Annotated in this window: 16 protein-coding genes; 5 read left to right on the top strand and 11 right to left on the bottom strand. The window is 69.8% G+C overall.

What is annotated here, in order from left to right:
- Positions 1-4: 4 nt before the first annotated feature.
- Genes ACFHNC_RS03200 through recG form a run of 6 tightly spaced genes read right to left on the bottom strand, consistent with a single transcriptional unit; the run spans position 5 to position 7,043 of the window.
- On the bottom strand, positions 5-442 hold the full coding sequence (locus tag ACFHNC_RS03200; RefSeq protein ID WP_437167767.1) for an NUDIX hydrolase: 438 nt from the start codon (positions 440-442) through the stop codon (positions 5-7).
- On the bottom strand, positions 439-1,503 hold the full coding sequence (locus ACFHNC_RS03205) for a DUF4340 domain-containing protein (RefSeq protein ID WP_437167768.1): 1,065 nt from the start codon (positions 1,501-1,503) through the stop codon (positions 439-441). Before ACFHNC_RS03205 ends, ACFHNC_RS03200 begins: the two co-directional genes overlap by 4 nt.
- Positions 1,500-3,434, bottom strand: coding sequence for a GldG family protein (locus ACFHNC_RS03210; RefSeq protein ID WP_437167769.1), 1,935 nt, complete (start codon positions 3,432-3,434; stop codon positions 1,500-1,502). Before ACFHNC_RS03210 ends, ACFHNC_RS03205 begins: the two co-directional genes overlap by 4 nt.
- Before the next feature lie 5 nt (positions 3,435-3,439).
- A complete protein-coding gene (locus ACFHNC_RS03215; RefSeq protein ID WP_437167770.1) occupies positions 3,440-4,171 on the bottom strand; it encodes an ABC transporter permease subunit in 732 nt (243 codons plus the stop codon).
- Positions 4,171-4,911, bottom strand: a complete 741-nt coding sequence (locus tag ACFHNC_RS03220; RefSeq protein ID WP_437167771.1) for an ABC transporter ATP-binding protein — start codon at positions 4,909-4,911, stop codon at positions 4,171-4,173. Before ACFHNC_RS03220 ends, ACFHNC_RS03215 begins: the two co-directional genes overlap by 1 nt.
- Before the next feature lie 59 nt (positions 4,912-4,970).
- Positions 4,971-7,043 (bottom strand): ATP-dependent DNA helicase RecG, encoded by a 2,073-nt coding sequence (gene recG / locus ACFHNC_RS03225; RefSeq protein WP_437167772.1) that lies wholly within the window; start codon positions 7,041-7,043, stop codon positions 4,971-4,973.
- Positions 7,044-7,212: 169 nt separating this feature from the next.
- Here recG and ACFHNC_RS03230 point away from each other — a divergent pair, with 169 nt between their 5' ends.
- Both ACFHNC_RS03230 and mfd read left to right on the top strand, forming a co-directional pair.
- Positions 7,213-7,470 (top strand): succinate dehydrogenase assembly factor 2, encoded by a 258-nt coding sequence (locus tag ACFHNC_RS03230; RefSeq protein WP_437167970.1) that lies wholly within the window; start codon positions 7,213-7,215, stop codon positions 7,468-7,470.
- On the top strand, positions 7,467-11,081 hold the full coding sequence (mfd, locus tag ACFHNC_RS03235) for a transcription-repair coupling factor (RefSeq protein ID WP_437167773.1): 3,615 nt from the start codon (positions 7,467-7,469) through the stop codon (positions 11,079-11,081). Before ACFHNC_RS03230 ends, mfd begins: the two co-directional genes overlap by 4 nt.
- Before the next feature lie 64 nt (positions 11,082-11,145).
- Here mfd and ACFHNC_RS03240 read toward each other — a convergent pair whose 3' ends face one another.
- From ACFHNC_RS03240 to ACFHNC_RS03250, 3 genes are all read right to left on the bottom strand, one after another.
- A complete protein-coding gene (locus ACFHNC_RS03240) occupies positions 11,146-11,805 on the bottom strand; it encodes a DsbA family oxidoreductase (RefSeq protein WP_437167774.1) in 660 nt (219 codons plus the stop codon).
- Positions 11,806-11,838: 33 nt separating this feature from the next.
- Entirely contained in the window at positions 11,839-12,231 is a 393-nt protein-coding gene (locus ACFHNC_RS03245) for a DUF4345 domain-containing protein (protein ID WP_437167775.1), read from the bottom strand.
- 464 nt (positions 12,232-12,695) lie between these two features.
- The gene (locus ACFHNC_RS03250) at positions 12,696-13,064 is read right to left on the bottom strand and encodes a hypothetical protein (protein ID WP_437167776.1); all 369 of its coding nucleotides are present in this window, start codon (positions 13,062-13,064) and stop codon (positions 12,696-12,698) included.
- 151 nt (positions 13,065-13,215) lie between these two features.
- Between ACFHNC_RS03250 and ACFHNC_RS03255 the strand changes: the two genes are divergently transcribed.
- The gene (locus ACFHNC_RS03255; protein ID WP_437167777.1) at positions 13,216-15,192 is read left to right on the top strand and encodes a methyl-accepting chemotaxis protein; all 1,977 of its coding nucleotides are present in this window, start codon (positions 13,216-13,218) and stop codon (positions 15,190-15,192) included.
- A gap of 3 nt (positions 15,193-15,195) precedes the next feature.
- Here ACFHNC_RS03255 and ACFHNC_RS03260 read toward each other — a convergent pair whose 3' ends face one another.
- Complete coding sequence (locus ACFHNC_RS03260; RefSeq protein WP_437167778.1) at positions 15,196-16,308, bottom strand: extracellular catalytic domain type 1 short-chain-length polyhydroxyalkanoate depolymerase; 1,113 nt, start codon at positions 16,306-16,308, stop codon at positions 15,196-15,198.
- A gap of 28 nt (positions 16,309-16,336) precedes the next feature.
- Positions 16,337-16,753, bottom strand: a complete 417-nt coding sequence (locus ACFHNC_RS03265) for a CopG family transcriptional regulator (RefSeq protein ID WP_437167779.1) — start codon at positions 16,751-16,753, stop codon at positions 16,337-16,339.
- A gap of 241 nt (positions 16,754-16,994) precedes the next feature.
- Here ACFHNC_RS03265 and ACFHNC_RS03270 point away from each other — a divergent pair, with 241 nt between their 5' ends.
- Complete coding sequence (locus ACFHNC_RS03270; RefSeq protein ID WP_437167780.1) at positions 16,995-18,374, top strand: bifunctional enoyl-CoA hydratase/phosphate acetyltransferase; 1,380 nt, start codon at positions 16,995-16,997, stop codon at positions 18,372-18,374.
- Positions 18,371-19,555: an acetate/propionate family kinase gene (locus ACFHNC_RS03275; protein WP_437167781.1), complete on the top strand. Its 1,185-nt coding sequence runs from the start codon at positions 18,371-18,373 to the stop codon at positions 19,553-19,555. Before ACFHNC_RS03270 ends, ACFHNC_RS03275 begins: the two co-directional genes overlap by 4 nt.
- The last annotated feature ends 3 nt before the right edge of the window (positions 19,556-19,558 follow it).

Below are 19,558 nucleotides of genomic sequence, written 5' to 3' on the forward strand. Positions count from 1 at the left end.
AGCGCTACGCCTGCTGGCGTGCCAGGGCGATCACGCGGTGGGCCTCCGGCCACAGGCCGAAGGGCTCCAGCGCATCCAGCCCGGCCCAGGCCACCTCCGTCACGTCGCCGCCGGGGCGGGCGGTACCGGACAGCCAGGCGCCGGCGAAATCGATGATGGTGTAGTGGAAGCGCGGGCCGCGCCCGGCCTCGCCCGGGGTGATGGCATCGACCACGGCGAGCAGGCGCAGCGGGCCGGCTTCGACGCCCGCCTCCTCCAGCAATTCGCGGCGGGCGCAAGTCTCCGCCGTTTCGCCGAGGCGCTGGCCGCCGCCGGGCAGGGACCACTCGCCGAGGCGCGGCGCGCGGCCACGGCGGATCAACAGCACCTCATCGCCACGCAGCAGCACCACGCCGATGCCGACCCAGGGGCGGGTCGGGTACTCGCGCGGGTTGGCCGTCACTGTGGTGCGGCGGGCGCTTCGGGGGCTGCTTCCGGGGGCGCTTCGGGCGCGGCGGGGGCGTTGGCCTCCTGCTTCCGCAGATCCGACAGCCGCGGCACGAAGGCCTTTTCCTTCCACTGGCCGAGCTGATAGGCCCAGCCCTGCCAGCGGGCGTTCAGCCGATCGGCCTCCGCATCGCCTTCCGCCGACATTGTCGCCCACAGCGTCTCGCCATCTTTATGCGCGACGATGGTGATGCGGAGGTTGTCGGTCAGTTCGAAGCGGCCCTCGCCGATGCGCTCGCCGGGGATTTCCGTGGCACGGCGCACATCGAGGAAGGTGAGGAATTCGAAGCCGCGCGCCACCTCGTCCAGGCTGATCTCGTCCAGCTCCGGCGTTTCGGTGGGTTCCAGCACGGCCAGCGCTGCGTCCGTGTCGGCGCCGCGACGCAGGATCAGCGGCGCCTCACCCTGGCGATGGATGTTGGCGCCACGCACGCGATCGCGCGGGATATTGGCGAGGTCGCGGTCGATCCAGAGATTCGGGTCCGAATCCAGCGGCAGCCGGCCCTCGGCCAGCCAAGCCTGGTTTTCGGCCGGGCGACGGACATAGACCGATTCCGGCACATTGCCCTGCACCCGCATGCGCCGGCGCCCCACCACCAGCTCCGCAATCGCGCCACCTTGCGCATCCAGCACGCGGAGCAGGGAGGAGGTGGCGGCGGGGCGGGTGGGGTCATCCAGGCCGAGGCGGTCCAGCATTTCCGGGTTGGCGGTGCGCGGTTCCGTCAGGCGCAGCTCGGTCAGGCCGACCAGCAATTCCCGCACCCGTTCCGGCCGCACCGGATAGTCCGCCTTGGCGGGCAGCACCCAGGCCTCGCCGGCGCGGCGGACCAGCAGCGTGCCATCATGGCGCTGCACCTCGATGGTCGCGGCATTCGCCAGGCGCGGCGCAAGACCCGGGAAGGCGAGGTCGCTGGCCGAGCTTGGCGGCGGGCTGGCGCGATCTGGCGTCAGCAGGATGGCGCCCCCCACGGCCGCCGCCGCGGCGCCGCCGAGGATGAGCAGCGTGCGGCGCTTCATGCCCGTGCCCCCGCGCGACGCCGGTTCCGCATGATGCCAAGACCGATGGCGAACAGCGTCAGCAGTGCCGGCACCAGGGCGATGTTGACCAGCCGCAGCCAGGTTTCCAGCCGCTCGATATCCCGCCGCAGTTCCAACTGCACCTGGCGAAGCTGGCCGCGGGTGCGGACGATCTCGGCGCGGGCCGCGTCGATCTCGGCGCGCTGTTCCGGCGTGATGACGGCGTTCGCCTGGGTGCCCTGGCCGCCGCCCTGGCGGAGTTCGCGCAGGCGGCGCTCGGTCGCTTCCAGCCGTTCCGTCAGGCCGCGCTCCGTCTGGCGGAACTGGGCCTCCGCATCGCGGCGGATGTCATCCACCATGGCGAAGGGGCGCAGCGATTCACCGCGGGACCGCAGCGAGACCAGCGCTTCGCCGCCCGCCATGCTGTCGGCGAGGTTGATCAGCAGGGCGCCGTTGTCGCTGATCGGCGTTGCCACCTGCTGGCCAAAGAAATCCTGGGTGCGGACCCAGAAGCGGTCCTCCAAAATATCGGCGTCGTTGCCGACGATCAGGTTGGCCGGGCCTTCGGTGCGCGGGCGATGCGCCGGGAACTCCGCGGGACGCTCGGCGCCCTCGGGCGGCGGGGGTGCCGCTTCGAAGGCGCTGTTCAGCGGGCCGCGCACGCGGGCGACGATGGTGCGGATGGTGTCGTCCGGGCGGAACTCGGCGAGCAGGCGCGATGGGCTCGGATCGGTCCGCACCGCCGTCGCATCCACCAGCATGGAACGCGTGCTGCTGGTGATCAGCGGGGTGAATTCCACCGTGGACCCCTCGCGCCGGCGCACCTCACCGGCGGAGGCGACGGTGACCTGTTGCAGTTCGGCGGTGGCGACCTCGGTGCGGTTCAGCCCCTCGGTCGGCACATTGTACCAGGCGGCGTAGTCCACCGCCTGCACGCGGTCCCGCGGATCGGCGCGGACGCGCCAGGCGCCGCGCAAATCCAGCACCACCTTGTCCGACGGCGCCTCAACACCCCAGGCATTTAGCAGCCGCGACAGGGAGGAGGAGGTATCGGTCGCTGGCCGCTGGCCCGGGGAGGGGCGGGAGGCCTGGCTTTCGCTGTGCGGGTCGGTGAGTGCGATCAGGCGCCCGCCGCGCATGACGAACTGGTCGATGGCGTAGAGCGTGGCGTCGGACAGGCCCTGGGCATGCGCCACCAGCAGCACCTGCACATCCGGCTCGATCACCTGCGCGTCGATCGCCACGTCCCGCACCGTGTAGAAATTGCGGATCTGGTTCATCACCACGAAGGGCTGCCCGACGCCCGGCTGGCGCATCATCATCGCTCGCGGGTCGCCGTTCAGCGGCAGGGAGGAGATCACGCCGAGCACCGGCCGCGTCGGATTGGAAAGCTCCCACACCATCCGGGTCAAATCGTATTCGAGGAAGCGCTCGCGGTCCGGCTGGAAGAAGGGAATGGTCCGCTCGTCGTCCAGCAGGTTCACGCCGGACAGGCCGAAATAGACCTGCTCGCCGGACTGATCGACCGGCACGCCCTGGATGCCGAGCGCCATGGCGCGGTCCTCGGTCTCGGAGAAGGGCTCCGGGTCGAAGAATTCCAGCCGTACCTTGCCGTCGGAGACGGCGGCATATTCCTCCAGCATCGCCCGCACCCGCTCGGCATAGGCGCCATACAGCGGAATCGCGGCGCCGAGGCGGCGGGAGTAGAAGACGCGGAAGGTCACCGGGTCGGCCAGGCCCTGCAACACCTGACGGGTGCCGTCGGACAGGGTGTAGAGGCGGTTCTGCGTCAGATCGATGCGGGCGCGGGACAGCAGCCGGTCGGCCAGCATGTTCACGCCGACCAGCAGCACGGCGGCCAGCGCCAGCGCCAGCAGCGCGGACAAGCCACGCTTGCCTTGCGGCTTTGCGGGGGAAAGGGTGGTGCTCATGAGCGTCAATCCGCCTTCCGCTGGTTGATCGCGACGGTGTTCGCGAACAGGAAGAAGGCCATGAAGGAGGCGAAGAACACGACATCCCGCGCCGAGATCACGCCACGGGTGAAGCCGCCCAGGCGCTCCGTGATGCTGATGGCGCGCGCTATGTCGGCCAGCTCCGGGACGCGCTGGGACAGGAACTCCGTCACCACCGGGCTGCCGGCGGCGGTCAGGAAGAAGCAGGCGGCGACGGCCAGGACGAAGGCGATGACCTGGTTCTTGGTCAGCGCCGAAATCGCGGCACCGACAGCAAGGAAGGCGCCGGCCACCATCAGGCAGCCCAGATAGCCGGTCAGGATCACGCCGTTATCCGGATTGCCCAGCAGGTTCACCGTGATGACCAGGGGGAAGGTCAGGGCGAGCGCGATGGCGCAGAACGCCCAGGCGGCGAGGAATTTGCCAACCACCGCCTCCCACTGCGCCAGCGGCAGGGTCAGCAGCAATTCGATGGTGCCGAGGCGGCGTTCCTCGGCCCAAAGCCGCATGGTCAGCGCCGGCACCAGGAACAGGAACAGCCAGGGCACGAAGGTGAAGAAGGGCTGCAAATCCGCCTGCCCGCGGGCGAAAAAATTGCCCAGCGTGAAGGTCAGCGCGCCGGCCATCACCAGGAAGATGACGATGAACACATAGGCGACGGGCGTGGCGAAATAGCCCGCCAATTCGCGACGAAAGACGGTGACCAGGCCACCCATCACGCGGCCTCCACGTCAGGCAAGGTCAGGGCGCGGAAGACGGCGTCCATGGTCGGTCCCTTCGCGGCGAGTTCCGCCGGCGTCGCATCCGCCACCACGCGGCCGCGCGCGATGACCACGGCGCGGGTGCAGACGGCGGCCACTTCCTCGAGGATGTGGGTGGAGATGACGATCGCCTTTTCCGGCGCCATGGCGCGGATCAGGTTGCGGACCTCGTGCTTCTGGTTCGGGTCGAGGCCATCGGTCGGCTCGTCCAGCACCAGCACGGCGGGGTCGTGCAACAGGGCGGCGGCCAGGCCGACGCGGCGCTTGAAGCCCTTCGACAATGTCTCCACAGGCTGCAGGCGGACGCCTTCGAGCTGAGTGAGAGACATGGCATGCGCCACGCGGTCACCCAGCGCGGAACCATGGAAGCCCCGCGCACGGCCGCAGAACTGCAAAAAACCGGTGACGGTCATCTCGGGGTAGGTCGGCGCGCCCTCGGGCAGGAAGCCGAGATGGCGCTTCGCCGGCACGGGGCGATCCACCACATCCTCCCCGCAGATGCGGGCGGTGCCGGAGGTGGGCGTCATGAAGCCCGCCAGCATCCGCATGGTGGTGGATTTGCCGGCGCCATTCGGGCCGAGGAAGCCCAGCACCTCACCCTTGGCGACGGAAAACGTCACGTCATCCACGGCCGTGAAGGCCCCGAAGCGTTTCGTCAGGCGCTCGATCTCGATCAGCGCAGTCAAAGCCGGCACCCCCCCGGAATACACAGCGCCGCGATTAAGGAGACGGGGGGAGGGATGCAACCCCCCACCTACCCGGCATCCAGCGTCGTCAGCGTCGTATCATGCCCGAACAGCGCCAGCAGGCCGAGCGCCGCCTGCCCGCGGGGCGTCTCCAGCGGTGGGTCGCGATGCAGCAGCAGGGCCGCATCCTGGTGGGCGAGGTGGGTGAGGCGGGCGATCTCCTCCGCCTCCTCCTTCGGGTCCAGTAGCCGGGCGCCGGGCAAGCCGGATTGGCGGGCGCCAAGCGCCTGGCCGCCGCCGCGGTTGAACAGGTCTTCCTCCGCGATCCGGAAGCCATCCTCCGTATCCCGCAGCACCAGCAGGCGGCGCTTCTCGGCCTCGCCCAAGGCGGGTGAATGGACCAGCAGGCAGGAGGAGGGCTTTGCGCCACGCCCCACCCGGCCGCGCAACTGGTGCAGGGCGGCCAAGCCGAAGCGTTCCGCCTGCTCGATCAGCATGATGGTTGCATCCGGCACATCCACGCCGACCTCGATGACCGTGGTCGCGACCAGAAGCTGGGTGGTGCCGGCGGCGAAATCGGCCAGCGCCGATTCCCGCACCGCGAGGTCCTGCATGCCATGCGCCATGCCGACCTTACCGGGGAAGCGGGCGGCGAGTTCGGCGAAACGGTCCTCGGCGGCCACCGAATCGTCGCGTTCTCCGCCAGAGATGGCGCGCACCACCCAATAGGCGCGCTCGCCACGGGCGATCGCCTCGCCGAGGCGGTCAATGACCTCCGGCAGCCTTTCCTGGCTGGTGATGCGGGTGGCGATAGGCTGGCGGCCGGCGGGTTTGCCTTCCAGGCGGGAGACGGCCATCTCGCCCCATTGCGTCAGCAGCAGGGTGCGCGGGATGGGGGTCGCGGTCATCACCAGCATGTCCGCGTCCTGGCCCTTTTGCGCCAGCATCAGCCGCTGGCCGATGCCGAAGCGGTGCTGTTCGTCCACCACCGAAAGCCCGAGGTTGCGGAACACCACCGCCTCCTGGAACAGGGCATGGGTGCCGACGACGATCTGCACCATGCCATCGGCGAGGCCCCGCAGCACCCGCTTGCGGGCGGCGCCCTTTACGCTGCCGGTCAGCAATTCCACCTGCACGCCGGCGGGGATGCAGAGTTTTTCCAGGGTTCGCAGATGCTGGCGCGCCAGCAGCTCGGTCGGCGCCATCAGCGCGCCCTGGGCGCCGGATTCCACCGCCTGGAGCATGGCCAGCACGGCCACCAGTGTCTTGCCGGAGCCGACATCGCCCTGCACCAGCCGCAGCATCCGGCGGGGGCTGGCCATGTCTGCCGCGATCTCGGTCAGCGCCTGGGTCTGGCCTTCCGTGGGGGTGTGCCCGAAGGCGGCGAGCGCCTTGGCGGCCAGCACACCCGTGCCGGGCATGGCGCGGCCGGGCCGGTCCCGCTGCCGCTGGCGCACCAGGGCGACGGCGACCTGGTGGGCCAGCAGCTCGTCATAGGCCAGGCGGCGGCGGGGCAGGGCCGGGATTGGCCCGGTGGGGCGTTGCAGGGTGCGGATGGCGGCGGCAAAGCCCGGCCAACCTTCCTGCGCCACCAGCGGGGCATCGGCCCATTCGGGAACATCCGGCAGCAAAGCCAGCGCCTGGTCCATGGCATTGGCGATGCGCTTGCCGGTCAGGCCGCGCACCATGGGCCAGACCGGCTCCACCAGCGGCAGGGCCGATTCCTGCTCTGCCACCGTGGGGTTCATCATGGCGAAGCCGTTGGCGCCTTCCGTCTGCACCCGGCCGGCCAGGAAGCGCGGCTCGCGCGGTGGCAGCAGCTTCAGGATCCAGGGCAGGCGGCCATTCATGAAGCGCAGCACCAAAGGCTGCCCACCCGACTCGGCCCGCACCTCCACATAGATGCGCTGGCTGCGGCCGGATCGGGCGGCGCGGTGGGCGGTGGCGACCACTTCCAGAACGCAATCCTGGTCCAGCGGCGCCTCCGCCGGTGTGGCGGCGCGGCGGCGGATCACCACCCGTTCCGGCAGATGCAGCAGCAGGTCCAGCACGCGTGGCCCGCCCGCGGCCTCGGCCAGCAGGGCGGCCATCGTCCGGCCCACGCCCGGCAGTCCCTCCAGCGGCGCCAGCAGGGGCGTCACATAAGCCGGCGCATTTGCCGGACCGCTTGCTGACAGGATTCCCATAGGCCCCTATATGCCACTGTGCGTGCTTTAGCCCGACACCCCCCAGATCGCCGAGACCCTCAAGCTGACCGACATCGATCCGACTTCGCAGCCCGAACCCGAGCTGGACCCCCGACGGCGCCGGCTGAATTTTCGGGCCTGGCACCGCGGCACCAAGGAGACCGACCTGATGGTCGGCGCCTTCGTCGCCCGCCACATCGCGGCCTTTACCGAGGCCGAGTTGGATGAGCTCGAACAGATCCTGGAACTGCCGGATGTGGATCTGGCCGACTGGCTGATGCAGCGCCGCCCAATCCCGGCCGAGGTCGCGTCGCCTTTGCTGTCCCGCATGCTGGTCGAGTGCAACGAATCCGGCGCTGGGCTGCCGCCGCACCTGCGATGAACATCCTCACGGTCCATGGCGCGCCGGAAGGTTTTGACGCGCTGCTGCTGGCCCGCCGCCGCGCCGAATCGACCGGCCCGGTGCTGCATGTCTGCCGCGATGACGCGCGCATGGCCCGGATGGCGGAGGCTCTGGGCTTCTTCGCCCCGCATGTGGAGGTGCTGCGCTTCCCGGCCTGGGACTGCCTGCCTTATGACCGCGTCTCGCCCAACCCCGAGATCGTTTCCGAACGCGTCGCCACCCTGACCCGGTTGGCCGAGCCCAGCCAGGCGCCGCGCATCCTGCTGACCACCATCAACGCCCTGGTCCAGAAGGTGCCGCCCCGCGCGTCCTTCCGGGGCGCGACACTGGCGCTGAAGCGCGGCGGGCGGGCGAAGCCGGAGACGCTGACCGCCTTCCTCGAAGCCAATGGCTACCACCGCACCGGCTCCGTCATGGAGCATGGCGAATACGCGGTGCGCGGCGGCATTATGGATCTGTTCCCCTCCGGCCAGGCCGAGCCGGTTCGCCTCGACTTCTTCGGCGACGAGATCGACGACCTCCGCACTTTCGACACCGCCACCCAGCGCAGCGGCGAGAAGGTGGATGCGCTGGTGTTGCGCCCGGTGGGGGAGGTGTTCCTTGACCAGGCCTCGATCAGCCGCTTCCGGTCCGGCTACCGCGAATTGTTCGGCGCGGCGGCGGGGGAGGACCCGCTTTATGTCAGCGTCTCCGCCGGCCGCCGCCACCCCGGCATGGAGCATTGGGCCGGGCTGTTCCATGAGCAGATGGAAACTCTGATCGACCATATGGGGGAGGGGGTGTCCGTCTCCCTCGACCACCAGACGGAAGATGCGCTCGGCGCTCGCCTGGAAATGGTGGTGGACCATTATGAGGCGCGGCGCATGCCGACGCGCGATGGCGAGGTGCCCTACCGCCCCGCGCCGCCGGATCGCCTGTATATCGACCATGATGGCTGGATCGATATGCTGGAGGAGGCGCGGGTCTTCCGCTTCTCGCCCTTCGACCAGCCGGAACATGCCGCGGGGCTGGATGCCGGCGGGCGGCTCGGGCGCATGTTCAACGATGTGCGCGCCGAGGGCCGCAACGTCTTCCAGGCCTATGGCGAACACGCCGCCGCGCTGGCCAAGCGCAACATGCGCCCGGTGCTGGCGGCCTGGACGCGCGGATCGCGCGAGCGGCTCGGCAATCTGCTGCGCGAGAACAACGTCCCGGCGGAGCCGGTGGACCATTTCCTCGATGTCCAGAAGCTGAAGCTCGGCACCGTCGGGCTGGCCATCGTCGGCATCGAGCGCGGCTTCGTCGCACCATCGGACAAGCACGCGGATGGCTTGGCGCTGGTCTGCGAGCAGGACCTTCTGGGCGAGCGCATCGCCCGCCCGCCGCGCCGCCGCAAACGCGCGGACCAGTTCATCGCCGATGCGACGGAAATCGCGCAGGGCGACCTGGTGGTGCACCAGGACCACGGCATCGGCCGCTACGACGGGCTGGAGACGATCCGCATCAGCGAGGCGCCGCATGAATGCCTGCGGCTGATCTATGACGGCGGCGACAAGCTGTTTCTTCCTGTCGAGAATATCGAGGTGCTTTCGCGCTTCGGCTCGGAGGTTGCGGGTGCGGCGCTCGACAAGCTGGGCGGTTCCACTTGGCAGGCGCGCAAGGCCAAGGCGAAGAACCGCATCCAGGACATGGCGGCGGCGCTGATCCGCATCGCCGCCGAACGCCAGACTCGCGACGCGCCCGCCGCCATCCCGCCCGAAGGCGCCTGGGACGAGTTCTGCGCCCGCTTCCCCTTCGCCGAGACCGAGGACCAGCAGCGCGCCATCGCCGATGTGCTGGAGGACCTCGCCGCCGGTCGCCCGATGGATCGCCTGATCTGCGGCGATGTGGGTTTTGGCAAGACGGAGGTGGCGCTGCGCGCCGCCTTCGCGGTGGCGATGTCCGGCACGCAGGTGGCGGTGGTGGTGCCGACCACGCTGCTCGCCCGCCAGCATTTCCGCATCTTCTCGACGCGCTTTGAGGGGCTGCCGATCAAGGTGGCGCAGCTATCGCGCATGGTGAATGCGAAGGATGCGCAGGCGGTGCGCGACGGGGTGAAGGACGGCACCATCAACATCGTCGTCGGCACCCATGCGCTGCTGGCGAAGAGCATCGAATTCGCCGATCTGGGCATGGTGATCGTCGATGAGGAGCAGCATTTCGGCGTCGCGCACAAGGAACGGCTGAAGCAGTTCAAGGCCGATGTGCATGTGCTGACGCTGACCGCGACGCCCATCCCGCGCACCCTGCAGTTGGCGCTGACCGGCGTGCGGGAGATGAGCGTGATCGCGACGCCGCCGGTGGATCGGCTGGCCGTGCGGACCTTCATCACGCCCTGGGACAGCGTGGTGATCCGCGAGGCGATCCTGCGCGAGCGTTTCCGCGGCGGACAGATTTTCTGCGTCTGCCCGCGGCTAGAGGACCTTCCCCGCCTGCGCGAACGCCTGACGGAAATCGTCCCCGAAGCCCGAATCGCCGAAGCCCATGGCCGCCTGGCGCCGACCGAGCTTGAGCGCGTGATGACCGAGTTCGGGGACCAGAAATACGACATCCTGCTATCGACCAACATCGTGGAAAGCGGGTTGGACATGCCGGCGGTGAACACGCTGCTGATCCATCGCGCGGACATGTTCGGCCTGGCCGGCCTGTACCAGCTTCGTGGCCGCGTCGGCCGCGGCAAGCTGCGCGGCTATGCCTATCTCACCTGGCCGCAGACGCACCGGCTTTCGGCGGCGGCGGAGAAGCGGCTGGAGGTGATGCAGACGCTGGACAATCTCGGCGCCGGCTTCACTCTGGCGAGCCACGACCTGGATATCCGCGGCGCCGGCAATCTGCTGGGCGACGAACAATCCGGCCATATCCGCGAAGTCGGCATCGAGCTGTACCAGCAGATGCTGGAAGACGCTGTGCAATCCCTGAAATCCGGCGAGCGCGATGACGCGCGGGCGGATCGGGACTGGACGCCGCAGATCAATCTTGGCCTGCCGGTGATGCTGCCCGAGGCCTATGTGCGCGACCTGCCTGTCCGCCTCGGCCTGTATCGCCGCATCGGGTCCTTGCAGACCGAGCCCGAGATCGAAGCGATGGCCGCCGAACTGGCGGACCGCTTCGGCAAGCTGCCGCCGGAGGCGGAGACGCTGCTGCAGGTCGTCTGGCTGAAGGCGCTGTGCCGGCAGGTGGGGGTGGAGAAGCTGGATGTCGGGCCGAAGGGCATCGTGCTGGGGTTCCGCGGCAACCGCTTCCCGAACCCGCCCGGGCTGATCGAATGGGTCACCGGCCAGCATGGCGCGGCCCGGCTGCGGCCGGACCACAAGCTCGCCTGGGCGCAGGAGATGCCCTATGAGGCGCGGATGCGTGCCGCGCGGGAATTGCTGAGCGCGCTGGCGGAGGTGGCACAGGGCCGCGTGCCGAAGGCCAGCGCCCCGCCACCGCCGCCCCCCGCTACGGCGAAGCCCGCCGCCAAGGGCGCGCCGGCCTTCAAGAAAACCGTGTTCCGCACGGGCAACGTGCCGCCGGCGCCGAAGGGGGCCTCGACCAAGCCGATCCCGTTCCCGGGGCGGTGGAAGCGGTAGGGCTCAGGGCACTGTTTGACGCATGTTCCGAGTCGCCTTGCGTAGCCGCAAGGCCAGGAAGTGCTCAGCCTTCCACCACCGCCACATCGAGCAGCCGCTCGATCACCTCCGGCTCCTGCGCCCCGGCGATGGCGTGCCGCCCCTGCACCACGAAGCAGGGCACGCCGTTGATGCCGAGGCGATGGGCGCGGAGGTTGTCCGCATGCACGGCCTCCGTCTCCGCATTGCCGGTCAGCAGGCGGCGCGTGGCGCCTGCATCCATGCCGAGGCCGGCGGCGATGGCGACCAGCACGGACAGCTCCCCGATATCCTGGCCCTCACAGAAATAGGCCGAGAACAGCGCATCCACGGCATCCGCCGCCACGCCGTGCCGGTCCGCCAGCCGAACTAGGCGGTGCGCGTCCAGGGATGGCGGGATGCGGCGGATGCGGTCGAACTGGAAGCCCAGGCCTTCGCCACGGCCAAGCTCGGCGATGGTGGCGTGCAGGCGGCGGGCGCGGTCCTCGCCGCCGAATTTGCGGATCACGTAATCCTGCCGCGGCACGCCGCCGGGGGCTATGTCCGGGTTCAGCAGGAAGGGCCGCCAGGCGATATCGGCGGCAATGTCCGGCCGCGCCCGCAGCGTCCGCCGCAGCCGGCGCGTGCCAAGGAAGCACCAGGGGCAGACCAGGTCGAAGACAACCTCGATCTGCAAGCGGGCACGAGGTGGGGCGAGAATGTTCACGGGGGAGATGATAGCACCCCGCGGCCACCGGAGTCAGGCGGCGGCTTGCGGCACCGTGTTGCGTTCCGCTTCGCGCGCAACCCGCGCCTGCCACAGGCAGAGCAGCGGCGTGACGACCAGTTCCATTACCAGAGCCGCCGCCATCGGGCCGCCGGGCCAGCCCTGGCCGGGCAACGCCGCCAGCCGGGCCAGGCCGCCCAGCACGACGATGGCGGTCAGCAGCCGGAACCGCGCCGTGCGCGACGGCAGCGCGGGAATCGTGCTCCAGAAGCCGAGGCCGATGCCCAGAAGCAGGCCCGAGAGGTAGCGGAAATGGCTATCCAGCGCCGCATCCCAGTCTGCGCCAAGCCCGGCGCTGGCCATCTGCGGCCCCAGCACCAGGCCCGCGGTTCCGGCGAAGACCGGCACGCAGCCGCCCAGCGCCACGGCCAGTTGCAGCAGGCGGAGGTTGGCTACCAGCGCGGTAACGGATCGTAGGGTTGCACCCGGGTCGCGGGTTCGAATGCCGCCCGCACGACGTCCCCGGCCCCCAGGCTGGCGGCTGCGATCAGGACCACCGCACCGATCAGCAGGGCTGACCGCAGCAGGCGCTTCCGGCGCTTCGAGGGGAGGGTTGGCTGCATGCGGCGGACCCTATGCCGAGCCGTGCGGACCCGTCTACTCAAGGTTGCGATCTCGAATCGTAGACGCGGCCCGCAGTCCTGCGCCGACCTTTCGCCTGCCTCCGTCCCGCACCTCGCGGCTCGCAACCCTCGATTTACTGAGGGCCGCGATTTGCCTCACTTTCGGTACATTATCCGCATGAATGCCTGGGGCCATCATCCAGTCGCGCGAGATTCAGACCTGCTGGGAGATGCTTTTCCAGGCGCGTGAAACGTGTCCGGGCTGCTTTACCCGGCGTTCACATATTCCGGAGCGCTGGTCTGGAATGCGCTGATGGCCCGCGCCGCGGCGTCCCGGGTTGCCACCAGGGCAGCCAGCATGGCGCCGGCCTGCTTCACGGCGGCCGGCTCGCTCGAATCCAGGTCGGACACCTGTTCCTCGGCATGGCCGACGCCTTCGTTCAGCTGCTCGCGCAGCTCGTCCAGCCATTCGCGGACCTCCGTGCGGTCGAACTCCGCGGTCGCGGTCCATTCGCCCGCGATCGTCTCCACTTCGCGCACCATGCGGCCGGGCGCGGCGCCCTTGCCGGCCAGGGCCAGCAGCCGAGTCAGCGCCGCATCGACAGGACGAACCTGCCTCGGCTTGCGAGCAGCCATGATCATCCACCTTTCAGGGGACTCGCACTGTATCATATTCTGGTTTTGTTCCAAGCCTTGATGACGGCCTCGCGATCACCTCCCGTTCATCAGCGGTTAGCCAAAACAACTTAATGTCATAACGGGATCAAACCGGAGACCTCCAGTTCACATGTCAGTTCGCGCCCCAGCCACGCCCGCCGGCGGCGGTATCCGCACGCGCCTGATCGCCGGCTTTATCGCCGTCCTCGCCTTGATGGTCGTGCTGGCCGCGGTGGCGGTGGAAAGGGTCAATGGCATCAACGCCAGCCTGACCACGATCAACGACATCAACAGTGTCAAGCAGCGCTACGCCATCAACTTCCGGGGCAGCGTGCATGACCGCGCGATCAGCCTGCGCGACGTGGTGCTGGTGACAGTGCCGGCCGAAGGTGCAGCGGCGCTGGCCGATATCGAGAGGCTGGCCAACGATTACGCGCGCAGCGCCTCGCTGCTGGATGCAATGATCGCCAGCGGCGCAGAGGTGACGGCCGCCGAACAGCGCATCCTCGCCTCGATCAAGGAGACGGAGGCGCGGACCATGCCGCTGGTCGCACAGGTCGTGGCGGCCCAGCAGGCGGGTGACGGCACGCGGGCGCACGGCATGCTTCTGGAACAGGCGCGCCCGGCCTTCATCGAATGGCTGGCGCGGATCAACCAGTTCATCGACTTGCAGGAGGAAAAGAACCAAGCCATTGCCCGCCAGGCGCGCGACGTGGCGGAGGGCTTCCAGCTTCTAATGCTCGCCCTGCTGGGCGGCGGGCTGCTGCTTGGCGCCGGCATCGCCTTCTGGTCAATGCGCGCCATCGCCCCGCTGCGGGCGCTGTCGGGCGCGATGCTCCGCATGGCCGATGGTGACCTGGCCGTGCAGGTTCCGGGCCGTGGCCGGCGCGACGAGGTCGGTCGCATGGCGGAATCGGTGGAGGTGTTTCGCACCCAGGGTGAGGATGCCCGCCGCCTGCGTACGGAACAGGATACCGAGCGCAGCGCTGCCCGCACCACGCAGGTCGCCGCGCTGCGTGGCATGGCGGACCGGGTGGAGAGCGAGACGGTGGCGGCAATGGATGGCATCGCCCGCCAAGCTCGCAAGCTGGCTGCGGAATCGGAGGCGATGGCCGGCGCTGTCGCTCGGGTGGACCAGAATGCCGGCGCGGTCGGCAATGCAGCGCAGGAATCGCTGGCCGTGGCGGAGACGGTGGCCTCGGCGGCGGAGGAGTTGACCGCCTCCATCCGCGGCATCACCCAGCAGGTGCGCGAGGCCGCGGATGTCAGCCGCGCCACCGCGGCCGACAGCACGGAGACGGAGACGGTGATCGTCGCGCTTTCTGCCGCCGTCGGGCAGATCGGTGATGTGACGCGGCTGATCCAGGACATTGCCGGCAAGACCAATCTGCTGGCGCTGAACGCGACCATCGAGGCGGCGCGCGCTGGCGATGCCGGCAAGGGCTTCGCCGTGGTGGCTGGGGAGGTGAAGGGGCTGGCGGCGCAAACCGCGAAGGCGACGGAGGAGATCGGGCAGCATATCGCGGCCGTCAGCCAGCGCACCGCGGCGGCGGTGGCGACGGTGCAACGCATCGCCCAATCCGTCGCCCGGCTGGACGCGCTGGCCGCGGGCCTGGCGGATGCGGTCGGCCAGCAGGACAGCGCGACGCGGGAAATTGCCCGCAGCATCGCCTCCTCCACCCAGGCGACGCGAGAGGTGACGCAGCGTATCGGCCAAGTCTCGGCCGATGCCCGCGAGGCCGGCGAACGCGCTGGCCGCAGCCGGGAGGAAACCTCCGCCCTGGCGGCGGAAGCGGAAGGCCTGACGCGCCAGGTGGTCGGCATCCTGCGTACCGCCGTGCCGGAGGTGGATCGCCGCAACCATTCGCGCACGCCGCAGACGGGCCAGGCGGTGTTGGAAATCGGGCAGCAAAGACTGACGGTGCAGATACAGAATATCGGCCAGGGCGGCGTCGGCGTGCAGGGGGAGTTGGAGGTGGAACCCGGCACCCGCGGCACGCTGCATATGGCGGGCCAGCCGCCCCGACCAGTGGAGCTTCGCAATCGCCATGGCGGCCGCGCCGGCTTTGCCTTCCTGGATGCCTCGAAGGCCAGCAGCGCAGCCTGAGCGTCAGCCTTCCAGGCTGTGCTGCGCGAAGAAGCGCAGCATGGCGCGGGAGGCATCGGGGCCGCGCGCATCCGTATAGGTGCCGGCGGCATCACCGCCGGCCCAGGCATGACCGCCGCCATGCACCAGCCATTGCTCCAGCAGCACCCGCCCGGTCGCATCCGCCTGGCAGATGCGGGTGTAGCCATGGCCGCCCGGCACCTCGCCGCGCGTTGTGGTGGTGCGAAGGCCGGCTGCGGCCGCGCGGGCGATCACCTGGTCGCCATTCACCGGATGCACGGTGGCATCGCGGTCGGCGTGGAAGACGATGGTCGGCACCGGGCGCCCCGCCGGAGTCCGCACCGGCCCGCCACCCTTCATTGCGGCGAAGGCGGAGGGCATGTCCCGCGCCGCGCCGCAGGCCAGGCCGGAATGCACGCCGACCGCGGCGAAAATGTCGGGATACGCCTCCCCCATGATGGCGGCTGCCGCGCCGCCGGCGGACAGGCCGGCGGCATAGACGCGTCCTTCATCCACCGCGTGCTCGGCCATGATCTGCCGCACCATGCCGGCGATCAGCGCAGGCTCGCCGCGGTCGCGTGCCTGGTCGCCAGGCTTGAACCAGTTCCAGCAGCGTTGGGCGTTCGCCGCCTTGGTCTGGCCCGGATAGAGCACCAGCCGCGGCGTTTCCTCCGCCAGGGCATTCATCCTTGTGCCGGAGGCGAAATCCTCCGGCGTCTGGGTGCAGCCATGCAGCATCACCAGCAGCGGCACCGGGCCGGCAGGCAGGTTGGCGGGGACATAGAGCCGGTACTTCCGCTCACCCGCCGCGCCGCTGAAGCCGCCGGACAGGAACTGGGCGCCGGCGGGCGTGGGCGGCCCGGCGGGGCGGGGTGCGCGGCGCTTGAGGCCGGGGAAGTGCGTGGTGCCATCCGGATCGACATCGAAGATCCGGCCGCGCGGGGCGGGGCGGGGCTTCGGCGGTGCGTCGGATGGCGGCGGCTCGGCGGCGGGCGCGGGTTGCGCCGCCGCGGCGGGGCGGAGCACGCCCTGCAACAGGGCGGCGGCTTCCTGCAGCCGGCCCTGCCGGGTCAGATTCATGGCCTCTGCCATGCCGGCGGGCATCATGCGGTTCATTGGGTGGGATCTTCCGGGGAAAGCGGGGTCAGGCAATGCGGTCGGCCAGCGCCGCGCGAATGGCGGGGCTGGCCTGCAACGCGCCGAGGACTGAGACAGAAGCGATGGTGGCGCGCGCAAGTTCCGGCGTGACGTCGGCGGCGATGCTGGCCAGGCCGAGAACGCGAATATTTAACATTCGGCCTTCCGCCTGCGCGGCTTCCAGATCCCGCCTGGTGATGTGGCGCAGGCCAAGATCCAGGCTGCGCCGCCGCACGGATTGCTGCGTGGCCTCCGCATGGCGCTCCACCTGGTTGCGGATGGCCGTGCGGATGAAATCGGTGCGGTTTGAATAGAAGCCGTCCTGCACCAGCAGGTCGATATGGCCGAGATCGACATAGCCGAGATTGACGGTGATCTTCTCGCTGTCGCCGGCCGGCCGCAGGGGCCGCTGTGTTTCGTTCATGCCATCCGTGCACCATCCAGGTGGATGGTAGATGGATGGCGCCAGACGCATCTTCAAGCCGAGCAGGGTCACGGGCGCGGCATCTGTGCCGCGCCCGGCCAGGTGGACCCCCTTTGCCGCGGAGATCGCGAGGCCGGGGTGGCGTTCTGTCATCGACCCCAACCTTGATCTGCCGCAACACGCCGCGGCAGATGAAACGCTACGGGCAGACAGGCGCGCGATGGCGCCCAGGATGAGGGCGATGGATCAGGAATTGCTGCGCAACCGAACCTTCGAGGAGATGCAGCCGGGCGAGACCGCCAGCCTGGTCCGCATCGTCGGTCGCGACGATATCGAGCTGTTCGCCAGCGTCTCCGGCGATGTGAACCCGGCGCATCTGGATGCCGCCTTCGCCGCCACCGGGCGGTTCGGCCATATCGTGGCGCATGGCATGTGGACGGCGGCGCTGATCTCCGCCGTGCTCGGCACCCATCTGCCGGGGCCGGGCACCATCTACCTGGACCAGTCGCTGCGCTTCCTGAAGCCGGTCTCGCCGGGCGATACCATCACGGCGACCGTCACGGTGCGGGAGAAGCTGGCGGAACGGCGCATGGTGCGGCTGGCCACCACCTGCACCAACCAGAAGGGCGAGGAGGTTCTGACGGGGGAGGCGCTGGTCCTAGCGCCGGACCGCAGCATCGCCTGGCCGCGCACACGGCTGCCGGATGTCTCGCTGCGGCGGCATGATCGCTACGATGCCTTCCTGCAACGCGCCCAGGCCGGCCCGCCGCTGCGCGCCGCCATCGTGCACCCCTGTTCCGCAGCCGCCATCCTCGCCGCGATCGAGGTGCGGCAGCAGGGGCTGCTCGACCCGATCCTGGTCGGGCCGGAAGCGCGCATTCACGCGGCGGCGGCGGAGGCGCAGGTCTCGCTGGACGGCTTTACCATCGAGCCCGCCCCGCACAGCCACGCCGCGGCGGCGCGTGCGGTGGAACTGGCGGCGAGCGGCCGCGTGGCGGTGCTCGCCAAGGGCAGCCTGCACAGCGATGAGTTGATCGGCGCCGTGGTGGCAAGGGATTCAGGCCTGCGGACGGAACGCCGCATCAGCCATGTCTATGCGATGGAGGTGCCGGCCTATGCCAAGCCGCTGCTGATCACCGATGCCGCCATCAACATCGCGCCCACGCTCGAACACAAGCGGGACATCTGCCAGAACGCCGTCGACATGCTGCGAAAGCTGGGGATGGAGCAGCCGCTGGTCGCCGTGCTGGCGGCGGTGGAGACGGTGCATCCCTCGATGCCCTCCACCCTCGATGCCGCGGCACTCACGGTGATGGCTGCCCGCGGGCAGATCACAGGCGCGCTTGTGGATGGGCCGCTGGCCTTCGACAACGCAATCAGCCCGGATGCGGCGCGCAGCAAGGGCATTGTCTCCCCGGTCGCGGGGCAGGCGGATATTCTGCTGGTGCCGGATCTGGAGGCGGGGAACATGCTGGCGAAGCAGCTCATCTACCTGGCCGGCGCCTCGGCGGCGGGGCTGGTGCTGGGGGCACGGGTGCCGATCATCCTGACCAGCCGGGCGGATTCACTGGCCACGCGCATCGCCTCCGCCGCGCTGGCGAAGCTGGTCGCCAACGCATGACACAGCCATTGCTGCTGACGCTGAATGCCGGCTCATCCTCGGTCAAGATCGGCATCTTCACGGCGGGGGCGGAGCGGCTGGCGAGCGGGGTGATCGACTTCCGCAAGCCCCCGCTGCGGCTGCACCTGCATGAAGGGCCGGCGGTGCTGGACATCAACCTGCGAGCACCCTCCGAGGATGCGGTGGCCGTGGTGGCGGAGACCTTCGACTGGCTGGCGCAGCATTTCGAGATCGATCGCCTGTTGGCCATCGGCCACCGCGTGGTGCATGGCGGCGCCGGCTTTGCCGGGCCGGTGCGGCTGGACGATGCGGCGATCGCGGCGATCGAGGCGCTGACGCCGAACGCGCCGCTGCACCAGCCGCAAAGCCTGCGCCTGATCCGCGCCGTGGCGGCATTGCGGCCGGAGGTGGTGCAGACCGCATCCTTCGACACGGCCTTCCACCGCACGCAATCCGACCTCGTCAGCCGCTTCGCCATCCCGCGCGCGCTGCATGAGGCGGGGATCCGGCGCTACGGCTTCCACGGCCTGTCCTATGCCTCCATCGCCGCGAGCCTGGCACGGGATGCGCCGGAATTGGCGGCGGGGAAGGTGGTGGTGGCGCATCTCGGCAGCGGGGCCAGCCTGTGCGCGCTGGAGGGCGGGCGCAGCCGGGACAGCAGCATGGGGTTTTCCACGCTGGACGGCATCCCGATGGCCACGCGCTGCGGCGCGCTGGATGCGGGCGTGCTGCTGCATCTGCTGGGGCCGGGCGGGCAGAGCCTCGGGCAAGTGGAGGATCTGCTGTATCATCGCAGCGGGTTGCTCGGCGTGTCCGGGATCAGCGCCGATAGCCGCGTGCTGCTGGACAGCGATGCGCCGGAGGCGCGGGAGGCGATCGACCTGTTCACCTTCCGCATCGCCGGCGAAGTGGCGCGGCTGGCGGCGACGCTGGGCGGGCTGGATGCGCTGGTCTTCACCGCCGGCATCGGCGAAAACCAGCCGCGCATCCGGGCCGCGGTCTGCGATCGCCTGGGCTGGCTGGGCTTGGCGCTGGACCCGGCCGCGAACGAGACAAATGCCGCCCGCGTCAGCACGCAGGCCAGCCGCATCGCCGCCCTGGTGATCCGCACGGATGAAGAACGCGTGGTGGCGGAGGAAGCGCTGGCGGTGCTCGCCGCAGAGGGTATGGGCGTGCCATAAGCC

The organism is Falsiroseomonas sp. E2-1-a4 (assembly GCF_051433165.1).
Taxonomy (GTDB): Bacteria; Pseudomonadota; Alphaproteobacteria; order Acetobacterales; family Acetobacteraceae; genus Falsiroseomonas.